Raw genomic sequence first — 21,481 nt, 5'->3', positions numbered from 1 at the left:
AAATGAGTATCTTTTGAAAAAGTTCAACATTATGCGTTAGCGATTAGAAATCGCCAAATATTAATTCATAATTTTATTGATGAATTGAATGAATTAGGAATTGAATTTCCTGACTCCTGTAAAATGGCAAAAAAAGCCAGAGAAATAAATGATAGGCTTCATAATCAATTGAATTATTCAATATTGAATCCTGACCAGTGCCTAATAGATTGGACTAATTCAGAATATAATGTTTTTAGAGCCATTGAACAATCGCGCTATGGAAAATTCCTCGCAAATGGTTTTCCTTCGGTGGACGAATTTATAAATGTTGCGAATCAGGTATTAAATCGTCGTAAAAGCCGAGCTGGAAAAAGTTTAGAACACCATCTGTCTGCGTTATTTGACAGCAATGGTGTTCGTTATGAATCTCAGGTCATAACAGAGGGAAATAAGAAACCAGATTTTATTTTTCCATCCAGTGCCGCTTACCATAATTATTCATTTCCTACCAATAAATTGATATCTCTAGCGGCAAAAACTACATGTAAAGATCGTTGGCGTCAGATTCTTAATGAGGCTGATCGACTAAAAAATGGATATAAATATCTTTGCACGTTACAACAAGGTATTTCAGAAAAGCAAATGGATGAAATGAAATCTGAAAAAGTGGTTCTTGTTGTTCCCAAGCCATATATCAAATCTTTCCCCCAAAGCAAACAATCTGATATTTGGACTATTGAAAAATTTGTGTCCTTTGTGAAAGAAACTGAAATGTAAGTCGAAATTGTATTTTGACAATTCTAAACCTTACCACAAAATCGTTGGCATTCAGCTGGATGTAAAGTCCGTAATGCGGAACTACCGCCGCAATGAAATTGCCCAATTCAGGTTGGCGGAAGTTGTGAAGGAAGAACTGTCGAAAATTGAAAAGTCTTCTGTATCGGGTGATATGATAGGCTTCTCGGATTTTATTAAAGAATTTATTTTTAGATTGCTATTATAAAATCTGAAAATTTAAAATCCGAAAAGTTTTATGAAAAAGAAATTTGTTTTGTCGGCGGCAATGATTGCTGCTCTTGGATTGGCGGGTACCGCCCAGGCGGCACAGACGGTGATTAAGGTGGATGATACCAAGCCGGGTGTGGTGATCAACAAGAATAATATGATGTCTGCGGATTTGGCCATCTGGAATCCGCCTAGCCGTTATTACGATATGACCGACGCCCTGGTGGATGGCGGTTACACTTTGTTCCGCTTCCCTAACGGCAGCTTGAGCAATGATTACCATTGGAATGGTATTGGCAAGTATGATAGCACGGGCCTTTGGATCACTACGGAAGAAGAGGGCAAGTACGCTCCGGGTTTCTTGGGTGAAACCATTTACCGCGGCACCACCAAGGACAATTACGGCTTTGTGCGTCGCAGTCATTTGGCTGATGGCAACATGAGTACCATGTGGTGGGGCGAGATTCTAGACCCCAACGATCCGCCTTGGGTTGTGGTGGAATTCCCCGAAAAGAAGAACATTGATTCCCTGCAGATTAGCTGGGGCGATTTGCGCCCCAAGGCTTTCCGGTATGAATACTGGACTACGGATTATGCGGAATATCCGGGTGTGCATCAGGCATTGACCAACGATTTGAAGTTGGAGGCCAACGTGAAGGTGACTGGCCCGGAAACTTTGTACAAGGGAAAGTCCGTGCGCACTCGTTATGTGGCGATCCGCTTTAAGTTGCAGGACTTGCCGGGCAAGGGCGTGCAGATTCGCGAAATGAAGATGTTCAGCAATGGCGAAGATTTGCTGGCTGGTAACGAATACAAGATGTATGCCATGTCTACCCGCAATGGCGACAAGGCCCGCACCGACTGGACCAACATTCCCTGGCATTTCGAAGAGTTCATGAAGTATCTGGGAACGCTGCCGAAGTCCGCCGACGGTAAGCCTGCCCAGGCTGTGATTTGCGTGAACGCGGGTACGGGCACTTCCAAGGAGGCTGCCGCCTGGGTGCGTTACGCCAACAAGGTGAAGGGTTACAATATTAAGCAGTGGGAAATCGGTAACGAACTGGACGGAGAGTGGGAGGAATCTGGCCCTATTTCTGCCCGCCATTATGCGGCCCGTTATCTGGAATACGCCCGCGCCATGAAGGCGGTGGACCCCACTATCATTTTGCATGGACCGCTGCTCAGTACTCACAAGATGATGCAGAAGGGCGCCGGCATTCTGGATGGAAAGTACTGGATGGAAGAATTCCTCCGCATTGTGGGGGAGGCGGAAATCGCCGATGGCAAGCGCTACCTGGATGCAGTGGACTTGCATAATTATCCGTACTGGACTCCCAATGGAGCCAACGCCAAGGACATGCTGAAGGCAATGCTGGATGTGGGCCCCAATATGGATACGTTGGATGTTTGGATGAAGCGCCACTTGCCTGGTGTGGACAAGGTTCCTTCTGCTTCTGGCGAAGAAAAGCGTCGCGTATTCCTTTCGGAATTCAGCACCAATGTTCAGGGCTACAGCCTGTTGATGGATTACCCCCAGGCAACGGCCATGGCCATGATTTTTGCGCAGCATGCGGTGCGTTTTGGTGACCGTTTGCAGGTGCTGCCCTGGGATGCTTTCGGTAACCTCTTCAAGAGCCCGGACGATACCTGGGGTACCATCAGTATGACCGCCCTTCTGAAGGAAGGTTCCTGGAACAAGTGGAAATCTCTGGAGCCTACTGCGGAATACTACGGCGTGTATATGACTTTCAAGCAGTTCCTGGAAGACGGCTTTGCTGTGGTTCCTGTGGAAAGTTCCAATTCTGAAGTTGTGGCTTATGCCTTGGCGAAGAAGGGTGCTGCAGGTGCTGGCGACTCGGCCCGTGTTCTTTTGGCAAATTTGTCTGACGTTGCGCAGGTTGTACAAATTGATCGCGCTTCCGTGGGGTCCAAGAAGGAAAATTCCCGCATTGAAGTGGACGTGTTTGGCGAAGATCAGTTCAAGTGGATTGGTGATGGCAAGAATGCCTATCCCTATCCGAAAATGGGTCCCAGTGGCCGCCGCCTGAATCCGGCAAAGTCCCGCGATGTTATGATTCCTCCTTTCGGTATGGCGGTGGTGCAAATCAATCCCCGCGTTGTTGGGGCTGACAAGGCCTCCGCAAAGAATGCCGCAACGCCTGTAGTCCTTGCCGCAGCTCTTGAAAAGAAGGTCATGATGCGTGGCGATACCCTGGACTTGTTCGGGACAGTCACCCAGCAGGATGGTGAAATTACTGGCGCATCCATTAAGATTCCTGATTTTGGCCCCAAGGGCGGTTCCAAGACGGTGAATATTACGCCCGATGACGGCAAGTGGAACGCGTCCATCGAAAGCTTCCATGTGAAGGTCCCTGTGCCGGAAACTGCAAAGATTACCGCCGCAACGGAAAAGCTTCCGGAAATGGAATTGACGGTTACAGGTCTTGGCGGCAAGAAAGTTGTGCAAAAAATTCCCTTCCGTGTCCGCGGCGCCTACCGCACCACCAGCTGCATGCAGAACTTCGACAACGGTATTGATGCCGTGGATTGGTTCCCCGTGGTGAATGGCGATAACGCCACTTCCATGGACGCCAAGGTCTATAACGGCAATCCGCCCCTGGGTGGTTATATCCGTCATGACTGGATTATTGAGCAACCTCCTGAACTGGGTTGGCCCAACTACTCCGGCGCTTACTATGTGCTGCCTCCCGAAGTGAAGAACTCCGTGGGCATTGTCTTTGATTACTCCACCAACCACAACAATCCCGACGGTTACATCGAACTGCAGATTATGTCGGAACAGGTGAAGGATTACGACGAGTTCATGGTCCGTCTGAAAAACACCCGCGGCAACTGGGTCCGTGACACCCTCATCTGGGAAAACATGACTCAGGAAGGTTGGGGCAAGAACGTTCCTCAGCTGGATCCGAGGCAAATCAAGAACTTCGCCTTCCGTGCCCGCTGGAGTGGCAAGGGTTTCATCAGCCTCGACAACATCTACCTGCTGCAGGAAGACGGGAAGGAAGTTCCCATGCCCAAGGGCCTGAGAAGATTGCGGTAAGTTTCACGGTTTCGGAAGAACTTTAAATAAAAAATCCGGGCTGCAAAAGCTCGGATTTTCTTTTCAAGAATTGTATTTAGTAGTGTTTATTCGTATGTTCCTACGAATAAATGTTCCTTGCGTGCGTTCTTCAGGTATTCTACATAAAAGTTTGTGGTCCCGGTTTCGATGCCGTCCCGGCATATGAAGGAGACGGCTATGTCGGTACAACCATATTTCTTGATGTAGCGGTAGCCCACGAATGAAACGAAGTTTCCTGAGCCTACGGATTCTGAAGCCTCTTCTGTCCATCCGGCAGCCTGCATGATGGCTGGGTAGGTGGTGTCGCACATGGCGGTATTGAATTCCTTGTGAGAAACCTTATACATGGGAGTTTCTGCGTCAAGGGTTTCTACGCCCGGTGTTGTGGTGGAAAATTTGAAACTTTCAAGAAGGGTTTTCATTTCTTCCACCGTCATGGGGGATTCCGTGCAGGAGTCTTCAATATTGTTGCCGTTGGTGCTGTTTGACGGGGATGAACTGTCGTCGGAACAGCCTGCCAATACGCAAAGGGCGATTGTTGATATAAGGGATAAAATTTTCATCTTCATTTTCTTGGCTGATAATCTCAAAATAAAAAAAGCCGCAGCTTAATAAACTGCAGCTTTTTGATAAGGGTGCTGTTGCAACGTTTTTAGCGAGCTTCGCGGTCCACCCAAGGTCTTGCGTTGAAACCAGTGTAAATCTGGCGGGGACGGTTAATCTTGGAGTTGGGATCGTCGTGCATTTCCTTCCAGTGGGCAATCCAGCCGGGCAGACGACCGATAGCGAACATCACAGTCAGCATGTCGGTGGGGATGCCCATGGCGCGGTACAGAATACCGGAGTAGAAGTCCACGTTGGGGTACAGCTTACGTTCGATGAAGTATTCATCCTTCAAGGCGGCTTCTTCAAGCTTCAGGGCGATGTCCAGCAGCGGGTCGTGAACGTGTTCGCGTTCGAAGACCTGGTACATCAGCTTCTTAAGAACCTTGGCGCGAGGGTCGTAGCTCTTGTAGACGCGATGACCGAAACCGGAAAGACGGAACGGGTCGTTCTTGTCCTTGGCCTTGGCCATGACCTGGTCGATGGTCATGCCGCTTTCCTGGATGCGGAGCAAAGTTTCAAGCACAGCCTGGTTAGCACCGCCGTGGAGGGGACCCCACAGGGCGCAAATGCCTGCGCAGATAGAAGCGTAAAGGTTAGCCTGGGAGCTGCCCACCATACGCACGGTAGAAGTGGAGCAGTTCTGTTCGTGGTCGGCGTGAACGATGAGCAAGGTGTTCAGGGCCTTTTCCATAATCGGATCCGGGTGATACGGACGAGCCTTGGAGCTGAACATCATGTTCAGGAAGTTACTGCAGTAGCTGCGTTCTGCTTCCGGGTACACAAACGGTTCACCGATGCTAGCCTTGTAGGAGAAGGCTGCAATGGTGCGGATCTTGGAAATAAGACCTGCGGTTGTGAGTTCGAAAGCGCTGGCGATGTTTTCGTCGTCGTAGAAGCGGGGGGTGAACAAGCCCACGGCGTTCACGATGGAGCTAAGGATACCCATGGGGTGGGCGTTAGGCGGCATCTGACGGAAGAAGCTCAGCAGGTTTTCGTGGAGGAGTGCGTTTTCGGTCAGCAAGGTGCGGAAATGGGACAGCTGCTGAGATGTGGGCAGTTCGCCGTAAATCAGGAGCCATGCAGTTTCCGGGAAGGTGGCCTTTTCAGCCAAGTCTTCGATGGCGTAACCGCGATAGCGGAGAATGCCCTGTTCACCATTCACGTAGGTGATAGAGCTCTTGGTGCTACCGGTGTTCAGGTAACCGTAGTCAAGCGTTACAAGGCCAGATTCCTTGCGGAGCTTGCTGATGTCGAGACCGTGTTCGTTCTCAGTACCTTCACAGACGGGGAGCTCGAAGCTCTTTCCGTTGTAGTTCAGTATTGCGTTGTCGGACATTGATCCTCCAGTGTGAGGTTTGAGGTGTGAGGTCGCTCGCGATGCTCGCTTTGAGGGGCGAGGCCTCTTGCCAAAACCTTTTTGTTCATCGTAAAATGTGTTTTGCAAAGATAGCTAACACAAAGTACTTATGCAAAATCCATGCCATGAAACTAAAGCAATGAAGTCGGACTCTAACCTCAAAGGGCCGAAGGCCCGACCTCATACCTCAAAGCCTCATGGCTTCGCTCTTACTTCTGCAGGTCCTTCACAGCCTTGTAGATGTTGTCGAAGAGCTTGCCCAACTTTTCGGTAGGCACTGCGGAGAAGGCCAGACGGATAAGACCACTCAGCATGATGGTGCCGGTGCTGTAATCCTTGATGAGCTTCTGGCGGAGTTCTTCTGCATCAACGCCCTTCGGCTTCACGCACATGAAGTAACCGCTGTTGAAGGGCATGGCTTCGAAGGATTCTGCGTATTCCGGATGGGAAGCGAGAATATCCTTGATGATGTCGTAGCGCTTCTTGAGGGTTGCGTACTTTTCAGCCTTCTGGTCGGCGTATTCGGCAGACTGGTAGGCGGCGAGAAGAATCTTCTGGCTGATGGACGGGCCGTTAGAGATGTTGCCACGGACGGTACCGGCGGCCTTGTCTTCCAGAGCCTTCAGCTGTGCTTCAGTTGCACCCTTGAAGCCGAAGCTCATGAAACCAACGCGGAAACCCCAGACGTAGTCTTCCTTGGTGGGGCCGTCCAGCTTCACAGCCAGCAAGTTTTCGTGTGCGTCGACAATTTTTGTAAAGAGGGATTCGCGGGTTACACCATCTTCGTAAACCAGGCCGAAGTAAGCGTCGTCCATGAGGGCCACAACCTTGTTGCCGGCAGCTGCGCATTCGGTAAGGATCTTTGCGATTTCAACAGCTTCAGTTTCGGTAGCGGTATAGCCAGTCGGGTTGTTGGGGAAGTTCAGGAGCACGACCTTCTTGTCGCTCTTGCCTGCAGCGAGGGCAGCCTTGAGAGCTTCGGTATCAAAACCACCGTTCTTGAAGGTATTGAAAGTCTTGATCTTTGCGCCGCGGGCGTTTTCAAAAACCAGTTCGTAGTTGTCCCAGTACAGGTCCGGAATGATGACTTCGTCACCGGCGTCCAGGAAGAGGTAGCCGGCGCAGCTGATAGCGTGGGTCAGAGCACAGGTGACCACCGGGTTGCTGAACTGCTTGGAAGCGAGGGTGGGGTTCTTCTTGATGACCTGTTCCTTCCATGCCTTACGCAGGTCCGGATTACCGAAGCTGGGAGCGTAGAGGAAGGAGTTCTTGGGGAGGTTCAGGGACTTGAGAACGCAATCCAGAACCAGCGGAGAACCGTCGTCTTCGAGAGCGGTACCGATGGTAGCGTTGATGTCGGAGCCCTTAGCTTCGGCACCCTGGCCAAGAATACCCTTGCGGGGGAAGAAAATGGCCTTGCCCTGTTCAGAGAGCATATCGAGGACCTTGCAGCCGTTTGCGGAAAGTTCGGCGTTCAAGGCAACTGCGAGAGGATTGTAGTTCATTTTTCGTGTCCTGTTGAAAAATTAGTTTAACCGGGGGCAATTTAGTTTTTTTTGACCCCACTCGCAAGGTAGGAGGGGACTTCCGCGAACACAAAAACAGCCCAAAAACGGCAAAAAAATGTTCGTCTTTTTCACAAATCGTATTACAATATTTGTTTGTAAGAAAAATGTGATTTTTTAGGGGGGGGGGGGGGGCTCCCCCGCAACGCCCCCGGCAAATCAAGTTGATTGTAGAGGAATCATGTTCAGCAATTGCTCTTTCGTCAAAAATTCTAAAACAGAAAATGCGGTCAGCTTGTTGCCCAAATCCTTTATGGATGCTCCTACGTGATAGACTATGTCGTCGACGATGATAAAACGGTCGTGAACATCTCGAATATTCAGGACCTGTACGGTGGGGTTTTGACGGTTTAATAGATTTTGCCGGGAGTCGTAGAGTCCTGTCGTCTGCATAGGGATCGATGATAATGATTTCTTGTTTTGCTGAACGGACGAGCTGGGCTGCGAATTCGTAGCCGCTCCACCAGGATTTCGCAGGAATTGCGCCTTCTGTGGGAGGCGTGTTTAGCTTGACAAAGAAATCTACTTGCTTTTCGAGAGCATCAAACGCTGGTTGATGCTGTAGCCTTTGAGAAGGTGGTTTTTAAGGACTTGGTTTGCCCAGCGACGAAAAAGGGTTGCATTTTTGCTGTTTACCCTATATCCGACGGATAATATCGCATCAAGATTGTAGTATTTCGTTTCGTAAACCTGTTGGCTTGCATTACCCATATGTTCCAAAACGGAACATGTGCTATGTTCATCTAGTTCCTGAGATGCGTAGATGTTTTTTAAGTGTTTTGTAATTGCGGGCCGTTTTGTGCCAAATAGCTCTGCAATTTGAGCCTGCGTCAGCCAGGCGGTTTCGTTTTCGAGACGGACATCAAGATGCAATTCGCCATCGGCATGGTAGGCGATGATTTCGCCTTTCTCAGGCTTTTTTTCCAGATGATTTTCCATCGGAAACTCCGCGGAACGCATTTCCCATGATGCGAGGAAACTCGCGGGCCCCTGTCGGGGGATGTAATAAAAACCGGCGTTTCCGGCTGGGATAAATATACAAATTGCAAAAGTCAAATTATGACAGTCTGTGTTTTTTGACTATATTTTTTTTTGAGAAAAGGGAATAAATTAGGAGAACATATGAATATAGGCCGCCTGCGAACTATTCTGAGCGCAAAACCGCGTGTCGCTCAGCTCGCTATGCTGTTGTTCGTGGCAACAATGCTTATTGCCTGCGGCGACGATAATGGCTCCAGCGCTACGGACGAAAGTGGTTCCTCCCACATGTCATCCACGACCGAGCCTGTCCCTGACCCAAATCGGGGAATTGAGGATTTGGATGAATCCTCCTCCAGCAGCCCTAACTCGGAATCAGCTGTTTTGTCGGCATCGAACCTTGAGCCTGTAGCGAATTCATCCAGCAGCTTCGTCTGGTTGCGTGAAGATATGGTGGATTCCTCTCGTCTGACCATTTATCGATTCCTGTATCCCCGCGCAGACATGTCCTTGGACACCGGGTACTTCAACGGAGACGAATGCCGCTTTGAAGCTGAAGGAAAGTTTCTTTGTGAACAACGTTCCTGTATTGCCTATGATGGTGGTGAAATTCGTATCCCGCAAAGTTATGGGATTCTTGGCGTTAGCGCAAGAGACAAGGACGGCGCCTATAGTGAGTACTTCCACACCAGCACAGATATTACGCGACTGGTGGATATAAACTTTGGCGATAGCGCACTTACTACATTCATTCCGTTTGCAGACATTCCCGAGTTTGATAGGGATGGCTTCTTGGAACAACTCTCTGTTTTACCTGCCGAGCCATGTTCAACTTTATTTCATTTTGAAGGAAATTATCAATTGCAAGCGGATGGATTGCCTGAAGGAATTGTACTTTATCGCGATGGCCAAGGAATCAAGGGGCGTGGAGATTCTCGGGAATACTATTCGGCTTTATTCCCGAAGGATGAATTGGACGCCGTAAAGGCACACATTTATGAGACCGGTCAAGATGAAAAGTCTTCTTACAACAAACTCATGGAAGGATATTACTGTGAACTGAAATATGCTCCAGATAGAGGACTTGATATCTCCAACCAAACGATTACAGCAGAGATTAATGATTTTGGCTGCGGAATTGTGTTGACATCCTATAAAACGGATATGATGGCTGGACTTTGTGAAGGCTGGAAAATCCCCGAAGATGCAAAGGTGTTTTCCTATCGTCTAATCAACATTTCTGGCAAGGTCCCTGAAAATCCTGTCCAGTGGAAGTTGACCTATATGGATCAGTATGGCCGAGGTGGCTCTTTGGATATTGTCACCCAATTTGAATAGGCAAAAATCTCAAATTTTAATTTAGCAGTTTTATTTAATGTACTCCTTTTAGTTGAAGTATTGGTTGTTTGTTCTCTATAACGACATTTGATGAGCTCTTAATGGGATGGGTGCCATTGACGAAATAGGACTCTTTTTTCTGCAACTTTTTAGTATTCCCTTTTTTTATTGAATTTATTTTAGCTGAGTAGTTGCATTCAGAGGGTATCTTAGAAAATGGAGCAAAACGAAGACTGCCGTCATCTTGATATTGACAAGAAATTGATGCTGGACGATCGCAAATCTTTCCGGTAAATGGAATCGAATGAAATCGAGTCGTTATTAAATAGTATGAACTCCATGTTTTCGCTTGTAAAAGAGAAATTGAAAAATAAGAATCAATAGTATTGGTTTCAATTTTTTTGAAAGAGCTAGAGGATTCCCATTTTTACAATTATTTTACATAAAATCATGCAACATTTCCTCGTTCAAAACGTGTTATAGTATGTAGGGCGAAAACGCCCTGCGCTATTGCGGGGGCGTTCCCGCCTGGATAAAACTATGGCGACATTTGATGAAAAAGTCGAAAATTCGATGGCACAACTGTGTTGAACTATGCCTAATTGCAGGAGGTCTTTTTGACAAAGAAAAGTGTTGAAACTATTAACAAGAGCTTTGTTCTTGATATTCGCGGAATCATTGAGCAGTCTCGTAGGAATGCTGTCCGTAGCGTAGATTTTTGCCGCGTTCAAATGTATTGGAACATCGGGCGGCGCATTCAAGTAGAGGAACAGAAAGGCAAGAAACGGGCTGATTATGGTTCGTTTCTCTTGAAAAACCTTTCCAAGGAGCTGGAACCGGAGTATGGCAGCGGATTTTCTGTGCGTCAGTTGGAAATGTGCAGGCGTTTTTATACCCTGTATCCAATTGCGAACGCAGTGCGTTCGCAATTGAACTGGACGCAATATCGAGATTTGATTAAGATTGATGATCCTGAAAAACGTGAATATTATGAACTGGAAACGATCAATAACGCCTGGACCAGCCGTGAACTAGAACGCCAGATTCATTCTCAGCTTTATGAACGTCTCTTGATGAGTTCTGACAAGGAAAAAGTCCTGGCTGTGGCTCGCAAGCAGCGTATTCCAGAAACGCCTCAGGAAGTTATCAAGGATCCCATGGTCTTGGAATTCCTGGGCTTGGAACGAAACCCTGAATATTACGAGAGGGATCTTGAAACAGCCATCATCAATCACCTGCAGCGTTTCTTGTTGGAACTTGGAAACGGTTTTGCCTTTATCGCAAGGCAAAGAAGAATTCTCCTTGAAGATGACCTTGCCCGAAGATAACGAGACAATTCTAGCAAGTGAGTTCAAACTTTACATGCCGAGCAAGGAACAGCTGATCGCTGAAGTTAAACAGATCCGTGAGGATTTTGAAAAAATACATGCTGAAAGGTCCTAGGTTTTTAAGAAATTACCTATAAATTTCCCAAAATTTTGGTGTTTATAGGTAGGATTTTAGTTTGTGCGTGATGAAACGAGGCGTTTTCGGGCAAATGAACTGTATTTTTGGCCAAAAACGGCCTTATTCAGGTGCTTTCCAAGAGTGTTTTACAAGAATTTTCTTCTTTAGCGTGAATTTTTACCTATAAATGCGATTCTTTTCGGCAATTTATGGGTAAAATCAGCATAAACAGGCTAAATCGATGAAGCCCTTGGCTTTGGGTTGAATTTGAAAGCCTTCGACTTGTATCCCTTGAATGTTTTGCCATAAAAATCACAGGGTTTTTATGATTTTTTGTTGCCGATTACGTGAACTTTTATAAATTTCAAACAGAAATTTTTAACTCTGGCGCCTTGTGACGCCTTATAAAAGGTCGCAAATATGCAGATTGATTTGAATAATGTCGATTGGAAGACTCTCCCCTTCGGTTACTCCGACACCGATTACAACGTTCGTTGCTACTACCGCAATGGCCAGTGGGGCAAGATTGAAGTCTCCTCCGACAAGAACATCAGCATCCACATGGCCGCTACCTGCCTCCACTACGGTCAGGAAGGTTTCGAAGGCCTCAAGGCTTACACCGGTAAGGATGGCAAGGTCCGTCTGTTCCGCGTTGACGAAAATGCAAAGCGCATGCAGAGCACTGCAAACCGCGTCCTCATGGCTGTTCCGCCTATCGAACTTTTCCGCGAAATGGCTCACCTGGTGACCAAGCTGAATGCTCGCTTCGTTCCGCCCTATGGCCATGGCGCAACCCTTTACATCCGCCCGCTCCTCATCGGTACTGGCGCAGAAGTTGGCGTGAAGCCTTCTGACGAATACCTGTTCATGATGTTCGTCTGCCCGGTTGGCCCCTACTTCAAGGATGGCTTCAAGCCTGTTGACATGATGATCAGCCGTAACTACGACCGCGCCGCTCCTCAGGGTACCGGTACTGTCAAGGTTGGCGGTAACTACGCTGCTTCCCTCCAGTCTCTTGCAGAAGCCAAGAAGCTGGGCTACTCCAGCACCATCTATCTGGATGCCAAGGAAAAGAAGTACATCGACGAATGCGGTCCGGCAAACTTCTTCGGTATCAAGGGCAAGTCCTACATTACCCCGAAGTCCGAATCCATCCTTCCGTCCATCACCAACAAGAGCCTGCAGCAGCTGGCCGAATACCTGGGCTACACTGTTGAAAAGCGCCCGGTGGCTTTCGAAGAACTGGCTGAATTCTCTGAAACTGCAGAATGCGGTACCGCAGCTGTGATTACCCCGATCAAGAAGATCGTGGACCCCGTTGCAAACAAGACCTTCACCTATGGTGACGGCGTAAACCCGGGCCCTGTCTGCACCGAACTCTTCACCAAGTACACTGCAATCCAGTTCGGTGAAGCTGAAGACCCGTTCGGCTGGACTGAAGTGGTTGACCTGTAATCAGGTCGCTGCGCTTTGAGGGCGGCCTTTGGCCTTTGAGGTATGAGGTCGCCACTACGTGGCTAGAGGCTTTACGAAAAAGCTCGCGATGGTTGTCGCGGGCTTCTTGTTTTATGACGCTTTTTCCTTAAGAAAAACTTACAACGCGGTGTGAAAATGTTATATCTACCTCTGTAAGGAGTATTTGAGGTATTTATGACGATGTTCCAGATTGGCTTTCTGGTAACGGCCCTTGGCTTTATGGGGCTCGACATACTGGGGGCCGTGCTATCGTTTAAGAAAGGCGGACCGGCAGGTAGACTGCTGGGTGTTACCTGTACTTTCTGTTCTTTGGTTGTCTTGACTTATTTGGCAAGCGTTATGAGTGTGGAGTATTTTTCCTACTCCTGTTTTACCAGTTTGCATTACATATGTGTGATGTCCATGTTGGTTTGCGTGGTGGCATTTACGTTCCATCTTGTGGAACTGGCTGACCGGCCTTTTGTGCCCTATGTAAATAAGTTGCTCCTGATACTGGTTAGCCTTGATGCGGTCTGCTGGATTATCAATCCTTTTAAGGAAATCATGTTGAGCTTTGCGGCTCGTCCAGAGGGATTCAACCGGTTTGACCTGGTTCCAAGTGTTCTCTTTGGGTTGCATCTGACGTTTACCTACGTGATGGCCGCTGTGGTAGTTTGTTTGCTGGTTTACAAGTGGGTCCGCTCCGATAGGGATTATCACCGCAAGTATCGTTTTGCATTGCTGGGCTTTTCAACGGTGGTCATGTTCAGCGCCGTGTCGGAACTGTTCCCCGGATTCTTGGGCTCGTCCCGTCTTGATTATACGGTCTTTGCGCTCAGCTTGGCGGCTGCCGCTTTTTACTGGTCTGCGTTTATCTTCTCGACGGAACGTTATGTCTATGACCACAGTGTTCCGCTGGAACAGCGAACCAACACCATGTTCGTGGTGACTGGTATTATCGGTACCACTTGCGGTTTGCTGATTTGCCTTGCTGCGTCAGTCAGTTTTGCGGGAATCATGGCGGTGGCTTCGGTTGTCCTCGCCATGATGGTTATTTCGGTGGTGGCACGTAAGACGGGGCACGAAGATCTTGGGTTCTGGATCCTGATTGCCTGTATTCTGGTGGCCATGCCTATTGTCTGGCTTTCGGCTGGAGGTGTGAGTAGCGGCGTGAACAGCTGGTTCGTTTACGAATTCTTCTATATCGCCTTTGCCCTGAAGGGGCGCCGCATGTACATCGCCATGGCAATCGCCTTTGTTCTAGATGGAGCCAGCTATGGCATTGGCTATTACCGCCCCGATTTCGTCTACCTTTTTACGAACATGGCCGACACCTACATCAGTACGGTGGCCTCCACCTTTGTGGTGGGCATAACGGTGGTGGTTACGGTACTCTACCAGAAGAACATCTATTACGATGAACAGGCCGCCCTCCAGGAAGCCTACAAGACCCAGGAACTGCTGAAGCGCGAAGCCGAAAAGGCCAACAACGCCAAGAGCGACTTCCTGGCCAGCATGAGCCATGAAATCCGTACGCCGATCAATGCGGTGCTTGGCATGGACGAGATGATCCTGCGCGGCGGTACGCCCGAAGAAATTGCGGAGTACGCCCGGAATATCAAGCTGGCAGGAAACATGCTGTTGTCTCTGGTGAACGACGTCCTTGATTTCTCTAAAATTGAAAGCGGCAAGATGAACATCGTCCCGGTGGAATACAGACTGTCTAACGTCCTGGCCGACTTGAAGACCATGATTGCGACGAAGGTGGAAGAACGTGGTCTGGAATTCAAGACCGAGATTTCTCCTGATTTGCCGTCGGTGTTGGTGGGCGATGATTTCCGCCTGCGCCAGATTATCATGAACTTGCTGACCAATGCGGTGAAGTATACGCCTAAGGGTTCCGTGATATTGAAGGTCTGGGGCGAGACCGCAGACTCGAAATGCAAACTTTATGTGTCGGTCAAGGACACGGGCGTCGGTGTTCGCGAAGAAGACAAACCGCGCTTGCTGGAATCCTTCAAGCGACTGGAAGAAACCCGTAACCGTGGCATCGAAGGGACCGGCCTTGGACTTTCCATTACCGAGAAGTTGCTTGAACTGATGGGGAGTTCTCTCCAGATCAAGAGCGAATACGGCAAGGGCTCCGAGTTCTATTTTGTGCTGTCCCAGGATGTGGTGGATGGGGCCGCCATAGGAAACGCAGACCTTGAAAATGCAGATGGGCAAAAGTCTGTAGGCGTATTCCAGGAATGCTTCGAGGCGCCTGAGGCGAAGATTCTTGTGGTTGATGATAACCGCATGAACCTGATGGTGGTTAGGGGACTGCTGAAAAATTCCAGGATGCAGATTGACTGCGTGGAGAGCGGTCAGGAGTGTTTGAATAAAGTAGAAGAAAACTGCTACCAGGTTATCTTGATGGACCATATGATGCCCCAGATGGATGGCGTGGAAACTTTGGAACGGTTGAAGGCGAAGTCCAATAACAAGTCCGCTGAAGCCAAGGTGGTGGCGCTGACGGCCAATGCCATGTCGGGAGCCCAGGAGATGTACCTGGCTCGCGGCTTCGATGACTTCCTGGCGAAGCCTGTCCGCGGCTCCCTGCTAGAAAAGGTGCTCCTGCGGCACCTTCCGGCAGAGATGGTCCACATGAAGTCAGACGAGGCGGGTGTTGCGAAACCTGAGGCGAAAACGGAATCGGTGTTGATCGATTTCGAGAAGGGGCTGGCCCTTTGCGTTAATGACAGGGGACTGTACAAGGAAGTGTTGCAGTCCTTGCCCGACGAACATTTTGACTACTACCTCCAGGAGTATTACGAAAAGTCTGACTGGGCCAACTACCGGGTCAAGGTTCATGCCTTGAGGTCTTGCCTGGTGAACGTGGGGGCCGACAAGGTCTCCCTTATGGCGAAGAAGTTGGAAGATGCCGCTAAGGAAGAGAATTTCAAGGTGATTTTTGAGTCCCATCCGGCCTTGATGGAAGAATTCCGCAAGGTTCTGCTGGATATCCAGCGTTATTGCGATGATACCCTATGTTGACTTAAATACCGTGATTTACTAAATTTGCGCTCACTGTGAGAATAGAAATTGCACAAACCTTGACTGAACCCGAAGACCGCCAGGTGGTCTGGTCCCATGCCGATGCCCCTGAACTCTTCGACGAACTGCACCTAAAGGGCGATCTGGTAGCTCAGGTGCTGGTTAGCCCCGAAGGCGACAACAAGTGGCTTGTGACTGGCTCTATCTCTGGCGTTCAGACGCTGACCTGCTCCCGTACTCTTGAACCGTTCGATCGACCCTTCTCCACTGAAATCGTGGTCGAAGTTGAACGTCTTCAGGTGGCCAAGCAAGAATTGGACGAGGAAGATGTAGACGTTTTTGCCTACAAGATTCCCCAGGGGCAGTACTTCGTCGATGTTTCCGAGTGCGTTCGTGAGCTAATTATACTGCAAGAACCGCAAGCACCCGTGAAAAATCCCGACGAAGATTTTATCTTTGTAACAAACAATCAAGCTGGCGAAGAATCCGATGGTGAAAAGCCTATGGATCCTCGCTGGGACAAACTCAAGGCCCTCAAAGACAAAATGTCTAAGGGTAACTAGACTAACAGGAGTTAAAAATGGCAGTACCTAAAAGAAAAACCTCTACCGCTCGTCGTGACAAGCGCCGCACCCACTGGAAGATGGACGTGCCCGCTATGGCTACCTGCGATCATTGCGGTTCCGTGAAGCGTCCGCACCGCGTGTGCCCGGTTTGCGGTTTCTATAACGGTGTCGAAGTTGTCGACATGAAGGCCGAAGCCTAATTTAATTGATTATATTAAGGTAAGTTCCGGCATGCGCCGGGGCTTACTTTTTTTGATGTATAAGGAGTTATTGTGGTTAAAGTTGCACTGGATGCCCTGGGTGGCGATTTCGCTCCCGACGTTGTGATTGAAGGCGCCATTAACGCTGCCAACAAGGATGCCGATCTGCATATTGTTTTGTGCGGACCTGAGGCCGAGGTCAAGGCTGGTCTTGAAAAGCGTGGCTACACCGGTCACGGCATTTCTGTGGTTGACGCACCGGATCCGGTGGCCATGGATGAACATCCTGTACAGGTCCTCAAGAAGAAGCCTCATTCCGGTCTGGTGACTTGCGTCGCCCTCCAGAAGAAGGGTATGGTCGATGCTTCCGTCAGTGCCGGTAACTCTGGCGCCATGATGGCCAGCTGCCTTATGCTTCTTGGCAAGACCACCGAAAAGTTTGGCCGTCCGCCTATCGGCTGCGTGATCCCCACCGCCGAAAAGCCCATCGTCCTCGTGGATGCTGGCGCTAACGTAGATGAACGCGCTTCTGTACTCGTAGACTTCGCTATTGCAGGTTCTGCATTTGCCGAAACCTACTTCGGTCGCGAAAAGCCGAAGGTCGGTCTCGTGAACATGGGCGAAGAAGAACACAAGGGCCCCGCAGTTTGCCAGGAAGCCTACCAGCTCCTGAAGAACGCTCCCGTGAACTTCATCGGCAACATCGAAGGCGAAGACCTGATCATGGGTAAGGCCGACGTGGCTGTTACCTCTGGCTTTACAGGTAACGTAATTCTCAAGATGATCGAAGGCTTCTACGAAATGCATCACAAGATGTTCGGCAACATCGATTCCGAAGCTGGTCGCAAGTTCGACGAAATGTGGGACTACCGCATGACCGGTGGCGCCTTGCTCCTGGGTCTCAACGGCACCGGCATTATCGCTCACGGCCGTTCCGACGCTCTGGCTATCGAAAAGGCTGTTGAAGTTGCCGCCAAGTACGCTCGCCTCGGCGTGGCCAAGGCTGTGAACGCTCGTTTGTCTGAAATCAAGGACGACGCAGCTCCCGCTCAGGCATAATCCGCGGATTGTCATCCTGAGCGGAACGAAGTGAAGCGAAGGATCCAGTGACGAACGAAAAAAGACAGGACTGAAATCCTGTCTTTTTTTTACAAATTCAATTTTACCCTCGATACGCCTTTTGCGTATCATTATCATTTAAACTTGGGAATGGGAGCCCTCACCAGAGGGTTCCCTAGAATCTTTTTTGGGGAGAATTGTTTAGGAGATTGGTGTTACTCCACCATTACACAACGGACGGAGAAGCCATTGGACTTATTTATCGAAACGATTTGAAATACAGAGCTGGAGTTACTTGCCCATGACGCGCTTGATCTCTTTTCCGCTTTTTCCTCGGGATAATTTCGTCGTCCTTGGCGCTGGAACCGTTATCGCCTCCGCAGGCAATAAGCATGATCGCGGCGATGGACATCACGGCAAGATTCTTGAATATATTTATATGTTCTCCTAATTTATTCCCAGAAAAAAGATGTAAACATTCAACAAAAAGGCTCCAGGACTAGGCCCGTCCCGATGATGTTTTGCGTAAAATATAAAATCCTTGACCTTGTTCTAATGCGCTTAATCCTTTGATGCTCAAAGAGATTGCCTTTTTGGTGACGTAAGTCTTTAGACACCTTTTTATATCATTGAATTTGGACTGGCCCCTCCTGTTTGCGGTATGATTTTTGTAATTTTGTGACGTATATTACAAGTCGTTGTTTTACACTCAAGGAAAAACATGTCTAAGACCATTCTTCTTTTCCCGGGCCAGGGTGCCCAGTATGTTGGTATGGGCCAGACTCTGGCTTCTACTTTTGAACCTGCCAAGAAGATCATGCAGGAAGCTGACGAAATTCTCGGCTTCTCCCTGTCCAAGCTCATGGCAGAAGGTCCGGAAGACGTTCTCAAGAGCACCGACAATACCCAGCCCGCTCTCTTCACCGTTTCTGCAATGGTGATGGAACTTCTCAAGTCCGAAGGTTTTGAATTTGACTACGTTGCAGGTCACTCCCTGGGTGAATACTCTGCAATCTATGCCGCTGGCGGTTTCAGCTTCGCCGACGGTCTCCGCCTGGTCCGCACCCGTGGCGAACTGATGGCCTCTGCCGGTTCCAAGAACCCCGGTGCCATGGCTGCCATCATGGGTCAGGACGAAGCAAAGATTATCGAACTCTGCGAATCCGTGAAGGATGCAGGTGTCGTGGTTCCGGCAAACATCAACTGCCCGGGCCAGATCGTGGTGTCCGGTGCCGTCGAAGGCGTGAACAAGCTGGTTGAAAACTGCGCTGCTGCTGGCATCAAGGCTATCCCCCTGGCCGTGTCCGGTGCTTTCCACTCTCCGCTGATGCAGTTCGCTCAGCCGGGTCTGGCTGAAGCTATCGCAAAGACTACTTTCAACGATGTGGCTAAGCCGGTTATCGCTAACGTCATTGCAGAACCTGTGACTTCCGGCAAGGAAATTGCAGACCTACTGGTCCGCCAGCTGGTATCCCCGGTTCGCTGGAACGACTGCATGAACAAGGCCATCTCCCTCGGTGTAACCCAGGGTGTTGAAGTGGGTTCCGGCAAGGTTCTCATGGGCCTCATGCGCAAGATCAGCCGCGACGTGAAGGTCACCCCCGTCGAAACCATCGAAGCATTTGCTGCCCTGAAGGGCTAATAGGTCGGCACTTCGTGCCTTGAGGCATGAGGTCGCTCACTACGTTCGCTTTGAGGTTGTTAGGCTTTAACCTCATACCTCAAAGGGAGCCGAAGGCGACCGACCTCGCACCTGACTGCTAAACTTTTAATTTATGAGGAACTATCAAATGGGTAAACTTACTGGCAAGAAGGCTATTGTTACTGGCGCATCCCGCGGTATCGGTCTCGCCATTGCGACTGAACTGGCACGCGAAGGTGCCGATGTGGCCATCCTTTCCACCTCCGTGAAGGAAGACTTGGCTGCCAAGTTGAGCGCCGAACTGGGTGTGCAGGTCAAGAGCTATGCCTGCAACGTTGGCGACTCCGAAACTGTACAGAACGTGTTCAAGCAGATCATTGCTGATATGGGTACCGTGGATATCCTGGTGAACAACGCCGGTATCACCCGCGACGGCCTGCTGATGCGCATGAAGGACGAAGACTTCGACGCCGTCATCCAGACCAACCTCCGTTCCGTGTTCCTCTGCACCCGTGCCGTGGCCCGCACCATGATGGGCAAGCGCACTGGCCGTATCGTGAACATCACTAGCATTAACGCTATCCGTGGCCAGGCTGGCCAGGCCAACTATGCCGCAGCCAAGGCCGGTATCATCGGCATGACCAAGTCCAACGCCATGGAATTCGCTTCCCGCGGCATTACCGTGAATGCTGTGGCTCCTGGCTTTATCGGCACCGACATGACTGCCAAGATGGACGACGCTACCAAGGAAAAGTACGCCGCTTCTATCCCCCTGCAGCGCATTGGCAACCCCGAAGATGTGGCCAAGGCAGTGGCATTTTTGGCATCCGACGACGCTTCCTACATTACCGGACAGGTATTGGGCGTTGACGGGGGCTTGAACGCTTAACGATTTTTTACTAAATTAAACTCAAACACTTAATCCAAAAATGGAGACTAAAATGAACGAAGAAATTTTTAAGAAGGTTGTCGACGTTATCGTTGCCAAACTCGAAGTTAAGGCTGAAGATGTGAAGCCGGAATCCGAATTCGGTAACGACCTCGGTGCTGACTCCCTCGACCGCGTCGAACTGGTTATGGCTCTCGAAGACGAATTCGAAGTCGAAATCCTCGACAGCGATGCAGAAAAGTTCCAGAAGGTTTCCGACGTTGTCGCCTTCATCGAATCCAAGAAGTAATTTCTTGATTTGTTGGAATTAAGCAATCGAATTTAAAGCGGTCCCTGGAACTTCCCGGGGCCGTTTTATTTTTGTGCGGTTGGGCGGTCTTTTTATCTTTACGTATTATATTCAGTATGCGGATCCAACCCGCGTTTCCCCATAGGAGATAAATTTGGAAAACGAAAATTTATTGCACAAAGTATTAAAGCTCTGGTTTCGCCAGAAGTCCGAGGACGGGCTTGAGGCAAAGCTTGGGTACAGATTCAGAGATCCGGAACTGCTGGCTCATGCCCTGGTGCATCGTTCCTTCCTGACAGGAAAGGATATGCCCTACGAGAGCAACAACGAACGTCTGGAATTTCTGGGCGATTCCGTGCTCAACATGCTTACCACCGAGTATCTGTACCGCAACTATCCCAACGACCCGGAAGGTGATCTTTCCAAGCGCAAGAGTGCCATCGTGTCGGGTCACGCCTGCGCCCAGTCCAGCAAGGAATGGGGCTTGAGCGAATATATCAAGATTGGAAAGTCCGAGATGAAGATGGGTGGCCGCGGCAAGGAAACTATTGTGGCTGACGCCTACGAAGCCGTACTTGGTGCTGTATACCTGGATGGCGGTCTGGAAGAAGTCCGTGCCATTCTCAACAAGTTCCATTTCCCTCGCATCAAGGAAATCATTGTGGCCGACGATTTCGTAAACCACAAGAGCGCCTTGCTGGAATACCTGCAGGGGAAGCGTCGTACGTCGCCGGTTTACGTCTTGATTGGCGAAGACGGCCCGGAACATCAGAAGGTGTTCACCACCGAAGTCCACATCAACGATAAAACCTACGGTCGTGGTTCTGGCCCCAACAAGAAGAAGGCCGAACAGGAAGCGGCCCGCGTCAGCCTTGAAATGCTCTTGGCTGAAGACGCCGCCAACTCCGCTGATGATGCAGACAAGTCTGCCGACGCAAATTCCAAACCCAAGAAACAATCCGCACGCCACGTTGGTTTGCCCTAGT

The 21,481-nt window shown here is 49.6% G+C and carries 16 protein-coding genes and 2 pseudogenes; 14 read left to right on the top strand and 4 right to left on the bottom strand.

The window, feature by feature from the left end:
- Positions 1-84 precede the first annotated feature (84 nt).
- Positions 85-759: a type II restriction endonuclease gene (locus B7992_RS07605; protein WP_217897590.1), complete on the top strand. Its 675-nt coding sequence runs from the start codon at positions 85-87 to the stop codon at positions 757-759.
- A gap of 256 nt (positions 760-1,015) precedes the next feature.
- Positions 1,016-4,048 carry a discoidin domain-containing protein gene (locus B7992_RS07595; protein ID WP_088665955.1) on the top strand — a complete coding sequence of 1,011 codons (3,033 nt, stop codon included), beginning with the start codon at positions 1,016-1,018 and terminating at the stop codon, positions 4,046-4,048.
- Between the two features lie 86 nt (positions 4,049-4,134).
- On the opposite strand, the gene B7992_RS07590 is transcribed toward B7992_RS07595, so the two are convergent.
- From B7992_RS07590 to B7992_RS17380, 4 genes and pseudogenes are all read right to left on the bottom strand, one after another.
- The gene (locus B7992_RS07590) at positions 4,135-4,638 is read right to left on the bottom strand and encodes a hypothetical protein (RefSeq protein ID WP_175547674.1); all 504 of its coding nucleotides are present in this window, start codon (positions 4,636-4,638) and stop codon (positions 4,135-4,137) included.
- 83 nt (positions 4,639-4,721) lie between these two features.
- On the bottom strand, positions 4,722-6,011 hold the full coding sequence (locus B7992_RS07585) for a citrate synthase (RefSeq protein WP_073160268.1): 1,290 nt from the start codon (positions 6,009-6,011) through the stop codon (positions 4,722-4,724).
- A gap of 230 nt (positions 6,012-6,241) precedes the next feature.
- Positions 6,242-7,537, bottom strand: a complete 1,296-nt coding sequence (locus B7992_RS07580; RefSeq protein WP_088665954.1) for an aminotransferase class I/II-fold pyridoxal phosphate-dependent enzyme — start codon at positions 7,535-7,537, stop codon at positions 6,242-6,244.
- A 219-nt stretch (positions 7,538-7,756) separates the two neighbouring features.
- Positions 7,757-8,536: pseudogene (locus B7992_RS17380) on the bottom strand (virulence RhuM family protein).
- Positions 8,537-8,719: 183 nt separating this feature from the next.
- Here B7992_RS17380 and B7992_RS07565 point away from each other — a divergent pair.
- The 12 genes and pseudogenes from B7992_RS07565 (at position 8,720) to rnc (ending at position 21,480) form a co-directional block, all read left to right on the top strand.
- Positions 8,720-9,913, top strand: a complete 1,194-nt coding sequence (locus B7992_RS07565) for a hypothetical protein (RefSeq protein WP_088665953.1) — start codon at positions 8,720-8,722, stop codon at positions 9,911-9,913.
- A 617-nt stretch (positions 9,914-10,530) separates the two neighbouring features.
- Positions 10,531-11,356 (top strand): annotated as a pseudogene (locus tag B7992_RS07560) (PDDEXK nuclease domain-containing protein).
- A 435-nt stretch (positions 11,357-11,791) separates the two neighbouring features.
- On the top strand, positions 11,792-12,814 hold the full coding sequence (locus B7992_RS07555; RefSeq protein WP_073160365.1) for a branched-chain amino acid aminotransferase: 1,023 nt from the start codon (positions 11,792-11,794) through the stop codon (positions 12,812-12,814).
- Between the two features lie 195 nt (positions 12,815-13,009).
- The gene (locus B7992_RS07550) at positions 13,010-15,850 is read left to right on the top strand and encodes an ATP-binding protein (RefSeq protein WP_088665952.1); all 2,841 of its coding nucleotides are present in this window, start codon (positions 13,010-13,012) and stop codon (positions 15,848-15,850) included.
- Between the two features lie 35 nt (positions 15,851-15,885).
- The gene (locus B7992_RS07545) at positions 15,886-16,413 is read left to right on the top strand and encodes a DUF177 domain-containing protein (RefSeq protein WP_073160276.1); all 528 of its coding nucleotides are present in this window, start codon (positions 15,886-15,888) and stop codon (positions 16,411-16,413) included.
- A gap of 17 nt (positions 16,414-16,430) precedes the next feature.
- Positions 16,431-16,616, top strand: coding sequence for a 50S ribosomal protein L32 (rpmF, locus tag B7992_RS07540; protein ID WP_073160278.1), 186 nt, complete (start codon positions 16,431-16,433; stop codon positions 16,614-16,616).
- Positions 16,617-16,688: 72 nt separating this feature from the next.
- The gene (gene plsX / locus B7992_RS07535) at positions 16,689-17,675 is read left to right on the top strand and encodes a phosphate acyltransferase PlsX (protein WP_088665951.1); all 987 of its coding nucleotides are present in this window, start codon (positions 16,689-16,691) and stop codon (positions 17,673-17,675) included.
- Positions 17,676-17,976: 301 nt separating this feature from the next.
- On the top strand, positions 17,977-18,126 hold the full coding sequence (locus tag B7992_RS16625) for a hypothetical protein (protein ID WP_158535511.1): 150 nt from the start codon (positions 17,977-17,979) through the stop codon (positions 18,124-18,126).
- Positions 18,127-18,396: 270 nt separating this feature from the next.
- Positions 18,397-19,317, top strand: a complete 921-nt coding sequence (gene fabD / locus B7992_RS07530) for an ACP S-malonyltransferase (protein ID WP_073160283.1) — start codon at positions 18,397-18,399, stop codon at positions 19,315-19,317.
- A 148-nt stretch (positions 19,318-19,465) separates the two neighbouring features.
- The gene (gene fabG, locus B7992_RS07525) at positions 19,466-20,206 is read left to right on the top strand and encodes a 3-oxoacyl-[acyl-carrier-protein] reductase (protein WP_073160286.1); all 741 of its coding nucleotides are present in this window, start codon (positions 19,466-19,468) and stop codon (positions 20,204-20,206) included.
- A 52-nt stretch (positions 20,207-20,258) separates the two neighbouring features.
- Positions 20,259-20,495: an acyl carrier protein gene (gene acpP, locus B7992_RS07520; RefSeq protein WP_073160288.1), complete on the top strand. Its 237-nt coding sequence runs from the start codon at positions 20,259-20,261 to the stop codon at positions 20,493-20,495.
- 154 nt (positions 20,496-20,649) lie between these two features.
- Complete coding sequence (gene rnc, locus B7992_RS07515) at positions 20,650-21,480, top strand: ribonuclease III (protein ID WP_073160290.1); 831 nt, start codon at positions 20,650-20,652, stop codon at positions 21,478-21,480.
- Position 21,481 lies beyond the last annotated feature (1 nt).

The sequence above is a fragment of the Fibrobacter sp. UWH1 genome, from assembly GCF_002210365.1.
GTDB lineage: Bacteria > Fibrobacterota > Fibrobacteria > Fibrobacterales > Fibrobacteraceae > Fibrobacter.
Note: the sequence above shows the minus strand (reverse complement) of the source record. Positions and strands in the feature narration are given on the sequence as shown.